Genomic DNA, 12,702 nt, shown 5'->3' with positions numbered 1-12,702 from the left:
TTCTGGCGTGTCTCGGGCGACGTTGCAACACGTTCAGGCCGCGGAAACTCGGAAAGACCTGTGGGAGCCGGCTATGCCGGCGAACCCGCGGCAGCGGGCCAGCATGTCGCAAGCACCCATCGCCGCTGAAGCGGCTCCCACAGAAAGCCACTGCACATCTAGTCGTGCAGTTTGCGGTTCGCGTGGATCGACATCAGCACGCCGAAGCCGGTGAGCAGCGATACGGCGGAGGTGCCGCCGTAGCTCACCAGCGGCATGGGCACGCCCACCACGGGCAGGATGCCGGCCACCATGCCGCCGTTCACGGCCACGTAGACGAAGAAGCTCATGCCGATGGCGCCGGCCAACAGGCGCGAATAGGTGTCGCGCGCATTCATCGCGATCCACAGGCAGCGGCCGATGATGAAGGCATAGAGCAGCATGATGGCGATGACGCCCACCAGGCCGAATTCTTCCGAAAACACCGCGAAAATGAAGTCGGTGGTGTGCTCGGGCAGGAAGTCGAGGCGCGACTGCGTGCCGTGCTGCCATCCCTTGCCGAACACGCCGCCCGAACCCACCGCGATCTTCGACTGGATGATGTGCCAGCCATTGCCCAGCGGGTCGGATTCCGGGTCGAGCATGGTGCGCACGCGGTTGCGCTGGTATTCGTGGAGGAACTGCCAGGCCACGGGAACGGCCGCCGCCGCGCCGCCGACGAGGAGGCCGATGCGCCACCAGGCCATGCCGGAGAGGAACAGCGCGAACGCACCGGCGCCCGCCACGAGCAGGGCCGTGCCCAGGTCGGGCTGTTCGGCGATGAGGCCCGCCGGCACCGCGATCAGAAGCCCCACCACCACGATGTCTTTCCAGCTGGGCGGCAACTGGCGGGGGTGCAGGTACCAGGCCACCATCATCGGCATGGTCAGTTTGAGCAGCTCGGACGGCTGGAAACGCATGACGCCGAGGTCGAGCCAGCGGTAGGCGCCCCTGCCCTCGCCCAGCACCGCCACCACCACCAGCAGCGCCGTGCTGCCCATGTAGAGCCACGGCGTCCACGACCGCAGTACCGGCGGCGGGATGCGTGAGATGACCAGCAACAGCACGCCGCCGAGCGCGAAGCGCGCGGCCTGCCCGCCCACCAGCGAGTAATTGCCGCCGCCTGCGCTGTAGAGCGTGGCCAGGCCCGCGCAGGCGAGGATAACCAGCGCCAGCAGCAGCGGCAGGTCGAGACGCGGCCGGCTGAGGAGCCGCAGGCCGAAGCGGCGCATCCGCGCGGTGAGGTTCTGGATCATTGGGCCTGCTCCTCGCCGCTGTCGTCGTCCGGCGATGCCGGTTGCGCGCCCTGCGCCGGGTTCTCGCCCGAGGGTGCCGCCTCCGGCAGCGCGTCCGAGGTCACGATATCGGCGGGCGACGGGTCTTCCGGCCTCGCTCCGCCTTCGTCCACCACCCACTGGTCGAGGATCTTGCGGGCGATGGGGCCGGAATCCTTCGCGCCCCATGCACCGGCTTCGAGCACCACCGCCACCGCGATGCGCGGGTCTTCGGCGGGCGTGTAGGCGATGAAGAGCGCGCGGTGACGGGAAGCGAGATAGGCGGTGTTCTTGTTCTCGTTGTACGCGTTGGTGGTGCGGGAGAAACGTTCCGCGGTGCCGCTCTTGCCAGCGATGACATAAGGGAAGCCCTTGCCCAGCCCCTTGCCCGTGCCCTCGCCGTTGATCACCGCGATCATGCCTTGGTCCACCGCTTCCCAGTCCGCCGCCTTCTTGACGAGCGAGGGGCCGGTCGGGGGGAAGGACTGCCGCACACGCGGGCTGTCCACGCCGTCTTGCGTGTCCAGGAGGAAATGCGGCTTGTACGGGATGCCGCGGCCGGCGAAGGTGGCGGTGGCATGCGCGAGTTGCAGCGGGGTCACGGCCCAATAGCCCTGCCCGATGCCGGCGATGATCGTTTCTCCGGGGTACCAGCCGTTCTTGCTGCGGGTCGCCTTCCATTCCCGCGACGGCAGGATACCTTCCACTTCGCCGACCAGGTCGATGCCGGTCTTCTGGCCGAAGCCGAAACGGGACATCCAGGCGGAAAGGCGGTCGATGCCCATGTCGAGCGCGAGGCGGTAGAAATACGTATTGGTCGATTTCTCGATGGCGCGCTGGAGGTTCACCGTGCCGTCGCCCCCGCGCTTGTCGTCGCGGTAGCAGCGCGATTGCCCAGGAATGCAGAATTCGCCCGTGGAAAGCACGGTGTCGCTGGGCCGACGAATACCCAGCGCAAGCCCGCCGAGGGCAAGGAACGGTTTCACCGTGGAACCGGGCGGATAGACGCCGCGCAGTGCGCGGTTGTACAGCGGCTTGTCCGGCGCTGTGGTCAGCGCCTTGTAATCGGCCGAACTGATGCCGTTGACGAAGAGGTTCGGATCGAAGCTCGGCTCGCTGGCAAAGGCCAGCACCTGGCCGTTGCGCGGATCGATGGCGATGGCGGCGCCGGCGCGGCCGTTCATCGCTTCCTCCGCCGCCTTCTGCAGACGCACGTCGATGCTGAGGTAGATGTTCTTGCCGGGCGTGGGGGGTGTCGTGTCGAGCACGGCCTGCGTGCGGCCGTCGGCGTTCACTTCGACCAGCTCGTAACCGGGCTCGCCGTGCAGCAGTTTCTCGTAGTAGCGCTCGATACCGATGCGGCCGATGTGCGTGGTGCCCTTGTAGCTGGCCTCTTCCTCCTCGTCCATGCCCTCGAGGTCTTCGGCGTCGATACGGCTGACGTAACCGATAACGTGGGCCATCTGCGCGCCCATGGGATAGCGGCGGGTGAGGTAAGGCACCACGTCCACGCCGGGGAACCGCCAGCGGTTCACCGCGAAGCGGCCGATCTCGTCCTCGTTGAGTTTCAGCTTCAGCGGCACACCTTCGAAGCGGCGGCTCTGCTTCACCTGTTTCCGGAAGCTGGCAATGTCCTCGTCGGAGAGCGGCACCACCTCGCCGAGCTCTGCCAGCATGCGGTCCATGTCGGCCACCTGCTCGGGCGTCACTTCGAGCCGGAACGCCGGCACGTTGTCGGCGAGCAGCACGCCGTTGCGATCGTAGATGAGCCCGCGCGCCGGCGGGATCGCCCGCGGCTTCACGCGATTCTGGTCGGAGCGCACCACGAACTCGTCGTGATGCAGTACCTGGAGATACACATAGCGCACGCATACGCCTGCCAGTCCCAGCAGGATCAGCGCGAAGCCCGTCATGGCGCGGCGGCGGAACAGCGCCACCTCGCCGCGGACCTCCTTGATCGAGGCGCGCCGCCGGCTCATGCCTCGTGGATGCGCAGGCGCGCGCGCAGGTCGTCAAGGATGAGGAACAGGAACGGCCATAGCGCAGCGCCCACCAGCGGCGAGATCCAGTACTCGGGCGGCGGCAAGGGATCGCCGCTGAACACGCGCACCAGCATGAGCAGGATGCGGTCGTTCACGAGCAGGCCCAGCACCGCCAGCGACTGCTGCCACATGGGGAAGAAGCGCAGGCGCGACCGGAACCGCAGCGCGATGAACACCATGGCGGTGAGGCGCAGCGCCTGTTCGCCGAGTAGCACACCGTCGAAGAGATCCGCGGCCACGCCGAGGCAGAAGGCCAGCCCCAGCGTGACCCGATCGCCCGACTGCAGGCACCAGTAAAGCAGCACCAGCGCGGGCCAGTACGGCTTCAGCGGGGTGAGCGGCGCCGGCAGCGGAATGAGCATGAGGAACAGCGAGATGAGCAGCGTGGCGGCAAACCACAACTGGCGAACGCGGGTCTTGTTCATGGCGCCCCTCCCGCCGGTGCCGCGGCGGTGGACGCGCGCGCCGGTGCCGGTGCTGGCGCAGCCGCAGGCGGCGCGTTGGGGTCCGGCGCCAGGCTGGCGGGCGGGCCCGCTTCCTGTGCCGGCTCCGGCGGGCCGGCATTTTCGGCCAGGTCGTGCAGCAGGAGCACATCCTCACTGCGATCGAGGTCCGCCGCGGGCCGCGCCTGTGCCGAGAGGAAGGTGCCGGACGGCGTCTGTGCCACGTCGCGTATCTCGCCGACCGGGAAACCGGGTGGGAAGCGTCCGCCCAGACCGGACGTGACCAGCTTGTCGCCCACCTGCACGTCGGCCGAGACGGGGATGTTGGGCAGCGTGAGCATGTCGCCCGCGCGCGAGCCGTAGGCGATGGTGCGCAGGCCGGTTCGTTCGATCGTCACGGGGATGGCATGGTTCGGGTCGGTGATGAGCATGGCCACCGACGTGGTAGGCAGTACCTCCACGATCTGGCCCATGACGCCCCGCGCATCGATCACTACCTGCCCGGGATGCACCTTGTCGCGCGCGCCCACGTTCAGGACGATGCGGTGGCGGAAGCTGCCGAGGTCCACGCCGATGAGACGCGCGAGCTGCACGTTGAGCGACAGGCTGTGCTGGGTGTCGAGCAGTTCCTTCAGGCGCTGGTTCTGTTCCGCGACCGACGCCATGCGATTGAGCTTGGCGTTAGCCAGCAGCAGGTCTTCGCGCAGGCGCTGGTTCTGGTCGGTGAGGCGCTGGCGATCGGCGAAGGCCACCGTCGCCGCATGGAAGCCCTGCGACGGGAGCCCCGCGATGCGATAGACCGGCTCGACCACGAGGGACAAGCCATAGCGCACGCCGGGCAGCCAGCCGCCGCGATGGTCGAGCACCATCAGCACGCAGGCGAGCGCGAGGTAGACGATGAGGCGGAGCGTGCCCACCACACCGGCCGCGAACAGGGGCGACTGGTCGTCGCGATTGAGGGCCATGGGTCAGGAGGTCCCCGTGCGCTCGGACATCCAGCCCGTGCGCGCCCTCATCATTCGAACGCGAAGAAGTCGCTGCCGTGCTGGTCGATCATCTCCAGGGCCTTGCCGCCGCCGCGCGCCACGCAGGTGAGCGGGTCGTCGGCCACCTGCACGTGCAGGCCGGTTTCCTCGGAGATGAGACGATCCAGGTCGCGCAGCAACGCGCCGCCGCCGGTGAGCACGATGCCGCGCTCGGCCACGTCGGAGCAGAGCTCCGGAGGCGTCTGCTCCAGCGCGGCCTTCACCGCCGCCACGATGCCGGAGAGCGGCTCGTGCAGGGCTTCCAGCACCTCGTTGGAGTTGATGGTGAACATGCGCGGCACGCCCTCGGCGAGGTTGCGGCCGGAAATCTCGATTTCGCGCACCTCGCTCTGCGGGAAGGCGCACCCGATTTCGAGCTTGATCCGCTCGGCGGTGGACTCGCCGATCAGCGTGCCGTGGTTGCGGCGCACGTAGTTGATGATGGCCTCGTCGAAGCGGTCGCCGCCCACGCGCACGGACTGCGAGTAGACGATGCCGTTGAGCGAGATGACCGCCACCTCGGAGGTGCCGCCACCGATGTCCAGCACCATGGAGCCGCGGGCCTCGTGCACCGGGATACCGGCGCCGATCGCGGCGGCCATGGGCTCTTCGATGAGGAAGACGTCGCGGGCACCGGCGCCTTCGGCCGATTCCTTGATGGCGCGGCGTTCCACCTGGGTGGAGCCGCACGGCACGCAAACGAGCACGCGCGGGCTCGGGCGCAGCATGCGCGACCGGTGCACCTGCTTGATGAAGTGCTGCAGCATCGCTTCGGTCATGGTGAAGTCGGCGATGACGCCGTCCTTCATGGGACGCACGGTGGCGATGTTGCCCGGGGTACGGCCCAGCATGCGCTTGGCGTCGCCGCCCACCGCCGCCACGGCACGGGGGCCGCCCGGACCGCGGTCCTGGCGGATCGCCACCACCGAGGGTTCGTTCAGGACAATGCCCTGCCCCCGCACATAAATGAGCGTATTCGCCGTGCCGAGATCGATGGAGATGTCGTTCGAAAAGAGTCCGCGGAACTTCTTAAACATGATGCGGCGGGCGCCCATAGCGGGAAAAAGTAAGCGTGCGAGTCTAGATTGGCGCCCTTCCCCACGCAAGGGCGCAGTCGTTAAGAAAGCCTTGTAAGTCCGGATGATGCGAGCGGAATCCGCCCTTGCGGGGCGGGATCGGGTACCCCGGGGAGGTCGCCTTCAGGGCCATTTTTCGGTAGGATCGTCAGGTTTGCCGGCCCCCATGCGGGCGGCGTTTCTCGCGACCTCGCCGGTCGTGCCAATCCACTCCAGGGCCACCCAACGCATGACTGCCGTAATCTGCGGATCGCTCGCCTATGACACCATCATGGTGTTCCAGGACCAGTTCAAGAACCACATCATTCCGGACCAGGTGCATATCCTGAACGTGTCGTTCTTGGTGCCGGCCATGCGTCGCGAGTTCGGCGGCTGCGCGGGGAATATTGCGTACAACCTCAAGTTGCTGGGTGGCGAGCCCATGCCGGTGGCCACGGTGGGCCAGGATTTCGCGCCGTACCGCGCGCACCTGGAGAAGTACGGCATCCGCCTCGACGGCGTCCGCCAGTTCGACGACCAGTTCACCCCGCAGTGCTTCATCACCACCGACCTGGACAACAACCAGATCACTGCTTTCCATCCCGGTGCGATGTCCAGCGCCCAGGAAAATCACGTGCGTGACATCGCGCATTGCACGTTCGGCATCGTGGCGCCGGACGGCCGCGAGGCCATGCTCCAGCACGTGGACGAGTTCGCCGCGCGCGGCGTGCCCTTCATCTTCGATCCGGGCCAGGCCATGCCGTTGTTCAACGGCGAGGAATTCCGCTCGATGATCACGAAGGCAACCTACGTCATCGTCAACGACTACGAGTCGCAGCTGTTGCAGCAGCGCACGGGATGGAGTGCCTCAGAGATCGCTTCGAAGGTCACTGCCTACATCGTCACGCAGGGCCCGCGCGGTTCGCTCATCCATGTGGACGGCCAGACGACGGAGATTCCGCCTGCACGCGAACGCCAGGTGGTGGACCCCACCGGCTGCGGCGACGCATACCGTGCCGGTCTCATCTTCGGCATCATGAAAGGCTACGACTGGCCCACCATCGGTCGCATGGCCTCGCTGATGGGCGCATTGAAGGTCGAGCATCCGGGCACGCAGAACCAGTACTTCACGTACGATCAGTTCGCCGCGGAGTTCCAGGATCAGTTCGGTTACGCGCTGGGCTGATCACACCACCGTTGCGCTTGAAAGAAGGGGCGGCGCAGCGATGCGCCGCCCCTCTTTTGTTGTGCGCTTTGTGTGGGAGCGCTTCAGTGGCGAAGGATGCTCGCGGCGAGCTTGCCCGCTGCCGCGGGATCGCCGCTGAAGCGGCTCCCACAGTCAGTCCGTTACCCTGACTTGGCAGGTTTGAAGGCCATCGTGGCGTTCACCGCCCGCTTCCAGCCGTCGTAGAGTTCGTCGCGACGCTCTTTCGTCATTGCCGGCTTGAACTCGCGGTCGATGGCCCAGCGGCTTGCGATGTCCTGCTTGTCCTTCCAGAACCCGACGGCAAGGCCGGCGAGATACGCCGCGCCCTGCGCCGTGGTTTCCTGCACCTTTGGTCGCAGCAGCGTCACGTCGAGGATGTCGGCCTGGAACTGCGCCATGAAGTCGTTGGCGATGGCGCCGCCGTCTGCGCGCAGCTCTTTCAGCTGAATGCCCGAATCGACTTGCATTGCTTCTAGGACGTCGCGTGTCTGGTAGGCCATCGATTCCAGCGCCGCGCGGATGAACTGCTCTTTCGTGGTGCCTCGCGACAGGCCGAACACGGCACCGCGCACGTCGCTTTGCCAGTACGGCGCACCGAGGCCGACGAAGGCAGGTACGAAATACACACCGTCGTTGTCCTTCGCCCGCTCCGCGTACTCCTGCGAATCGGATGCCTTGCCGAGCATGCGCAGACCGTCGCGCAACCACTGGATCACCGAACCCGCCACGAAGATGCTGCCTTCCAGTGCGTATTCCACCTTGCCGTCGACGCCCCAGGCGATGGTGGTCAGCAGCCCGTTCTTCGAACGCACGGCCTTTTCGCCCGTGTTCATCAGCATGAAGCAACCAGTGCCGTACGTGTTCTTGGCCAGCCCTTCCTCGAAACAGGCCTGGCCGAACAGTGCGGCCTGCTGATCGCCGGCGATGCCCGCGATGGGAACTTCCCGGCCAAAGAAATGCTTCGCCAGCGTGGTGCCGTACACCTCGCTCGAGGACTTCACCTCCGGCAGCATGGCGCGCGGCACGTTCAACATTTTCAGCAGTTCGTCGTCCCACTCGCGCTTGTGGATGTCGTACATAAGCGTGCGGGAGGCATTGGTGTAGTCCGTCACATGCACCCTGCCGCCGGTGAGATTCCAGATCAGCCATGTGTCGACGGTGCCGAACAACAGGTCGCCCGCTTCGGCCCGGGCTTGCGCGCCGTCCACATGGTCGAGAATCCAGCGCACCTTCGTGCCTGCGAAATAGGCGTCGATGAGCAGGCCCGTCTTTTCCCGAACCATGGCTTCATGGCCTTCCGCCTTCAGCCGCTCGCAGATGTCGGCGGTTTGCCGCGACTGCCACACGATGGCGTTGTAGATAGGCTGGCCCGTATGCCGGTCCCAGACCACGGCAGTTTCGCGCTGGTTGGTGATGCCGATGCCTTCGATGCAGGCCGGATCGATCTGCGAACTGCTGATCACTTCCGTCATGGTCGACAGCACGCTGGTCATGATCTCGCGCGGGTTGTGTTCCACCCAGCCGGGCTGCGGAAAGATCTGGGGAAACTCGCGCTGCGCGGTGCCGGCGATGTTGCCGTCATGGTCGAACAGCATCGTGCGCGAGCTGGTCGTGCCCTGGTCGATGGCAAGGATGTAGGTCTTCTTGGTCACGATAGGTCCTCTCGAATCAGGCCGCGAGAGCGGTGTAGGCGAAGGCGGCGAGCAAGGCGCCGATGATCGAACCGACGATGGGCACGGGCGCATAGGCGAAGTCGGAACCGCCCTTGCCAGGAATGGGAAGCAGTGCGTGCGCGACACGCGGTGCGAAGTCGCGCGCCGGGTTGATGGCATAACCCGTCGGGCCGCCGAGGCACATGCCAATCACCACCACGAGCAGTGCGACAGCGATGGGTGCGAGTCCCTTGGAAAGATCGTTGCTGCCGATGGCGAGTACGCAATACACCAGAACGAACGTGCCTATCACCTCGGTGATCAGGTTGGCCGGAATCGACCGAATGGCGGGAATGGTGCAAAAGATGCCGAGCTTCTTGGCCGGATCGTCGGTGCCGCGCCAGTGCGCCAGGTAGGCCAGGTACACCAGCACGGCGCCGGTGAAGGCACCGGCCATCTGCGCCGCGATGTAACCGGGAACGAGCGACCAGGAGAGCTTGCCGATGGAAGCCATGGCCAGCGTGATCGCGGGATTCATGTGCGCGCCGCTCTTCGCGGCAACGAAGATGCCCATGAGCACCGCAAGCCCCCAGGCCCACGTGATCACGCCCCAACCCGCATTCTCCGCCTTGGAACCCTTCAGCAGGACGCCGGCTACCACGCCGTCGCCCAGGAGGATCATCACCATCGTTCCGAGAAATTCACTCAGGTACACCGACATGCCAATACTCCTTCATCGCGCGGCAGGTCAGGAGTGCGACCGCGCTTGGTGGACAAGCAGGCTCGCGCGTCAGCGCTTTCCCGCGAGATAAGCGGACAGGCGCTCCACGTCCGGCGGCGTGACGCGCAAACCGACCTTGGTGCGGCGCCAGAGGATGTCCTCGGCCTCCGTGGCCCACTCGTGACGCACGAGGTAGTCGACTTCGGCCTGGTAGAGATCGGAACCGAAGTTCTCGCCCAAGGCGTCCAGCCCGCGGGCCTCGCCGAGCAGGTCGCGCGCGCGGGTGCCGTAGCTGTGCACGAGACGCCAGGCGAGTTTCTCCGGCAGCCACGGACGGGTCGACCGTATGTCGGCCAGCAGTTCGTCCGTGTCGCGTTCGCCACCGCCAGGCAGCGGCGGTGCATCTGCGGTCCAGGCCGGCTTGTCGTTTCCGAGCAGGGGGGCAAGTCGGTCGAGCGCTTCTTCCGAAAGCTTGCGGTAGGTGGTGAGCTTGCCGCCGAAGACGTTGAGCAACGGCGCACCGTCTTGGTCGATGTCGAGCAGGTAGTCGCGCGTCACTTCCGAGGCGCTTCCGGCTTCGTCCTGCAACAGCGGACGCACACCGCTGTAGCTCCATACGACGTCGGACGGGGTCAGCTGCTTCTTGAAGTAACGATTGACGGCGTCGCACAGATAGCTGCTTTCGTCTGCGTCGATGCGGGGATGCGAAGGGTCGTCGTGATACTCGATGTCCGTGGTGCCGATCAGCGTGAAGTCGCGTTCGTAGGGAATGGCGAAAACGATGCGGCGATCGGGTTGCTGGAAGATGTACGCGTAGCGGTGCTCGAAGATCTTCGGAACCACGATGTGGCTGCCCTTGATGAGGCGCAGGGTGTGCTTGTGCTTGAGATGCACTACCTCATCCAGGAAGCTCGCGGCCCATGGACCCGCCGCATTCACCAGCGCGCGTGCCCGCACGAAGTGCCGTGTTCCGTCACGTGCAGCCAGTTCCGCAGTCCAGCCGTCACCGTCGCGACGGGCGCTGACGCAGGTGGTATGGGTTTCGATGCGCGCACCGCGGCGCGCGGCATCCATCGCATTCAGCACCACGAGGCGCGCATCCTGCACCCAGGCGTCCGAGTAGACGAAACCGACGGCGAACTCGTCGCGCAACGGCGCCCCAGTCACGTGTTTACCGAAACGGACCCTGCGCGAACCGGGAAGCGTACGGCGACCGCGACCCAGGTGGTCGTACAGGAACAGGCCGATGCGGATCATCCATGCCGGGCGCAGGTGGGGCTGATGCGGCAGCACGAAGCGTAGCGGCCAGATGATGTGCGGGGCCGCGCGCAGCAGCACTTCGCGCTCTGCGAGCGCCTTGCCGACCAGTGCGAATTCGAACTGCTCCAGGTAACGCAGGCCGCCATGGATCAGCTTGGTGGCGGCGCTGGACGTATGGGAGGCGAGGTCGTCACGCTCGCACAGCCAGACGCTCAGCCCGCGGCCCACGGCATCGCGAGCGATGCCGACGCCGTTCACGCCGCCGCCGACCACCAGTACATCGACCTGCTCGACCATCGAGTGCTCCGTTCTGCAGGAGGCGAGGCGCGACCACCAAGTGACCCGCACGCCCGCCATGTTCGTTTTCAGTCGTTAAGAACGCGTTTCCAACGAAAACGAACATTCTTACGACGTCGATCAGCCACTATCGAGCCTAATCGAGCATATTCGAACATTACCGAACATCGCACGCCGCAGTGCAGCGTAAAACGGCTGGGGCTATCGCCGGGCGCACCGTGTCGCCGGTCAGCTCCCGGCCACGTGCACCTGCGTTCCCGCCGCCTCGAGGATGGGAAGGAGCGCATCGGGAGGCGGCCGATCGGTGAACCAGGCGTCGACATGGGAGAAATCACCAAGTCGCACCATCGCATTCCTGCCGATCTTGCTGTGATCGGCACCGAGGAAAACCTGCCGCGAGTGCTCGATGATCGCCTGCGCGACGCGCACCTCGTGGAAGTCGAAATCGAGCAAGGTGCCGTCGAGCTCGATGCCCGAGATGCCGATGATGCCGAAGTCCACCTTGAACTGACGGATCAGCTCGATCGTGGCCTCACCCGTCACCCCGTGATCCCGGCCGCGCACGAGGCCACCGGCAACAATCACCTCGAAGGTGGGGTTGTCGCTCAGCAGGATGGCGATGTTGAGGTTGTTGGTGATGACCCTGAGGTCGCGATGGTCCAGCAGCGCACGGCCGACACCTTCGTTGGTGGTGCCGAGGTTGATGAAGAGCGAGGAGCCATCGGGAATCTCCCTGGCGATGGATGCCGCGATGCGATTTTTTTCCGCGGCCTGCAGGGACTGCCTTGCGGCATAGGCGACGTTTTCCACGCTGGACTGCGCGCTGACGCCGCCGTGGTAGCGCCGGATCAGTCCGGCGTCGGCCAGCAGGTTCAGATCGCGGCGGATCGTCTGCGGCGCCACATCGAAATGGCTGGCCAGCTCGTCCACGCCGGCGAAGCCCTCGCGCTGAACGATGGCAATCAGTTCTTCCTGCCGTCGGTTGAGTCGTGGATCCATGGGTTTCCCGTTTCGCCGTACGCGGACATGATGACCTGTTGCCGCAAGAGTGTCATGCCGCAGTCGCGCCATGTGTAGCGCGCTTTGTGTGGGAGCCGCTTCAGCGGCGATGGGTGCTCGCGGCGAGGTTGCCCGCTGCCGCGGGATCGCCGGCAAAGCCGGCTCCCACAGGCAAAGAAAAACCCGGCCTCGTGAGAGCCCGGGTTTTTAGGATAAAGCCCCTGGCGGTGACCTGTTGCAGTGCGTGCCCTGTGGGCACGACAGCAACGCCGTAAAAGACGAAGGCCTTCCCGGTGAGGGAAGGCCTTCTAGGATAAAGCCCCTGGCGGTGACCTGTTGCTGTGCGTGCCCTGTGGGCACGACAGCAAAGAAAAAACCCGGCCTCTGAGAGACCGGGTTTTTAGGATAAAGCCCCTGGCGGTGACCTACTCTTGCATGGCTTGAGCCACACTACCATCGGCGCATGCGCGTTTCACTTCTGAGTTCGGGATGGGATCAGGTGGGACCACGCCGCTATAGCCGCCAGGGAAGGGGTGGGAGCAGCGCAGGTGCGCCGGCTCCACAGAGGGTGTAAACGAGTGACAAGCGTCCGGGGGTAACCGGAAGACAAGGATTAAGACGGTGAAGCGTCTTGGGGTTATATGGTCAAGCCTCACGGCTCATTAGTACGCGTAAGCTCAATGCATTGCTGCACTTCCACACCGCGCCT

The 12,702-nt window shown here is 65.6% G+C and carries 10 protein-coding genes and 1 rRNA gene; 1 reads left to right on the top strand and 10 read right to left on the bottom strand.

Annotation, left to right across the window (positions count from 1 at the left end; translation table 11 throughout):
• Nucleotides 1–158: 158 nt before the first annotated feature.
• The 5 genes from rodA to FHS47_RS00040 are packed head-to-tail and all read right to left on the bottom strand — an operon-like array spanning nt 159 to nt 5,839.
• Complete coding sequence (gene rodA, locus FHS47_RS00060; protein ID WP_167021759.1) at nt 159–1,274, bottom strand: rod shape-determining protein RodA; 1,116 nt, start codon at nt 1,272–1,274, stop codon at nt 159–161.
• Nucleotides 1,271–3,271: a penicillin-binding protein 2 gene (gene mrdA / locus FHS47_RS00055; RefSeq protein WP_167021758.1), complete on the bottom strand. Its 2,001-nt coding sequence runs from the start codon at nt 3,269–3,271 to the stop codon at nt 1,271–1,273. The genes rodA and mrdA overlap by 4 nt, the downstream gene beginning before the upstream one ends.
• Nucleotides 3,268–3,759 carry a rod shape-determining protein MreD gene (mreD, locus tag FHS47_RS00050; RefSeq protein WP_167021757.1) on the bottom strand — a complete coding sequence of 164 codons (492 nt, stop codon included), beginning with the start codon at nt 3,757–3,759 and terminating at the stop codon, nt 3,268–3,270. Before mreD ends, mrdA begins: the two co-directional genes overlap by 4 nt.
• Nucleotides 3,756–4,742: a rod shape-determining protein MreC gene (gene mreC / locus FHS47_RS00045; RefSeq protein WP_167021756.1), complete on the bottom strand. Its 987-nt coding sequence runs from the start codon at nt 4,740–4,742 to the stop codon at nt 3,756–3,758. The genes mreD and mreC overlap by 4 nt, the downstream gene beginning before the upstream one ends.
• Nucleotides 4,743–4,792: 50 nt before the next feature.
• Entirely contained in the window at nt 4,793–5,839 is a 1,047-nt protein-coding gene (locus tag FHS47_RS00040) for a rod shape-determining protein (RefSeq protein WP_072322142.1), read from the bottom strand.
• A gap of 268 nt (nt 5,840–6,107) precedes the next feature.
• Between FHS47_RS00040 and FHS47_RS00035 the strand changes: the two genes are divergently transcribed.
• Nucleotides 6,108–7,043, top strand: coding sequence for a carbohydrate kinase family protein (locus tag FHS47_RS00035; RefSeq protein WP_167021755.1), 936 nt, complete (start codon nt 6,108–6,110; stop codon nt 7,041–7,043).
• Nucleotides 7,044–7,204: 161 nt separating this feature from the next.
• Here FHS47_RS00035 and glpK read toward each other — a convergent pair whose 3' ends face one another.
• The 5 genes from glpK to rrf all read right to left on the bottom strand — a co-directional run bounded on the left by glpK (nt 7,205) and on the right by rrf (nt 12,520).
• Nucleotides 7,205–8,716, bottom strand: coding sequence for a glycerol kinase GlpK (glpK, locus tag FHS47_RS00030; protein WP_343203508.1), 1,512 nt, complete (start codon nt 8,714–8,716; stop codon nt 7,205–7,207).
• Nucleotides 8,717–8,732: 16 nt separating this feature from the next.
• Nucleotides 8,733–9,437: an MIP/aquaporin family protein gene (locus FHS47_RS00025; protein ID WP_167021753.1), complete on the bottom strand. Its 705-nt coding sequence runs from the start codon at nt 9,435–9,437 to the stop codon at nt 8,733–8,735.
• Between the two features lie 69 nt (nt 9,438–9,506).
• Nucleotides 9,507–10,994 carry a glycerol-3-phosphate dehydrogenase gene (glpD, locus tag FHS47_RS00020; RefSeq protein ID WP_167021752.1) on the bottom strand — a complete coding sequence of 496 codons (1,488 nt, stop codon included), beginning with the start codon at nt 10,992–10,994 and terminating at the stop codon, nt 9,507–9,509.
• Between the two features lie 228 nt (nt 10,995–11,222).
• The gene (locus FHS47_RS00015) at nt 11,223–11,993 is read right to left on the bottom strand and encodes a DeoR family transcriptional regulator (protein WP_208381705.1); all 771 of its coding nucleotides are present in this window, start codon (nt 11,991–11,993) and stop codon (nt 11,223–11,225) included.
• A gap of 412 nt (nt 11,994–12,405) precedes the next feature.
• A 5S ribosomal RNA gene (gene rrf / locus FHS47_RS00010) occupies nt 12,406–12,520 on the bottom strand.
• Nucleotides 12,521–12,702: the final 182 nt, after the last annotated feature.

The organism is Luteibacter sp. SG786, assembly GCF_011759605.1.
In the GTDB taxonomy this organism is placed as follows: Bacteria; Pseudomonadota; Gammaproteobacteria; order Xanthomonadales; family Rhodanobacteraceae; genus Luteibacter.
Note: the sequence above shows the minus strand (reverse complement) of the source record. Positions and strands in the feature narration are given on the sequence as shown.

Coding starts and splice junctions, on each gene's coding strand:
- rodA (WP_167021759.1), bottom strand. CDS start 1,274: ATGATCCAGAACCTCACCGCGCGGATGCGCCGCTTCGGCCTGCGGCTC.
- mrdA (WP_167021758.1), bottom strand. CDS start 3,271: ATGAGCCGGCGGCGCGCCTCGATCAAGGAGGTCCGCGGCGAGGTGGCG.
- mreD (WP_167021757.1), bottom strand. CDS start 3,759: ATGAACAAGACCCGCGTTCGCCAGTTGTGGTTTGCCGCCACGCTGCTC.
- mreC (WP_167021756.1), bottom strand. CDS start 4,742: ATGGCCCTCAATCGCGACGACCAGTCGCCCCTGTTCGCGGCCGGTGTG.
- FHS47_RS00040 (WP_072322142.1), bottom strand. CDS start 5,839: ATGTTTAAGAAGTTCCGCGGACTCTTTTCGAACGACATCTCCATCGAT.
- FHS47_RS00035 (WP_167021755.1), top strand. CDS start 6,108: ATGACTGCCGTAATCTGCGGATCGCTCGCCTATGACACCATCATGGTG.
- FHS47_RS00025 (WP_167021753.1), bottom strand. CDS start 9,437: ATGTCGGTGTACCTGAGTGAATTTCTCGGAACGATGGTGATGATCCTC.
- glpD (WP_167021752.1), bottom strand. CDS start 10,994: ATGGTCGAGCAGGTCGATGTACTGGTGGTCGGCGGCGGCGTGAACGGC.
- FHS47_RS00015 (WP_208381705.1), bottom strand. CDS start 11,993: ATGGATCCACGACTCAACCGACGGCAGGAAGAACTGATTGCCATCGTT.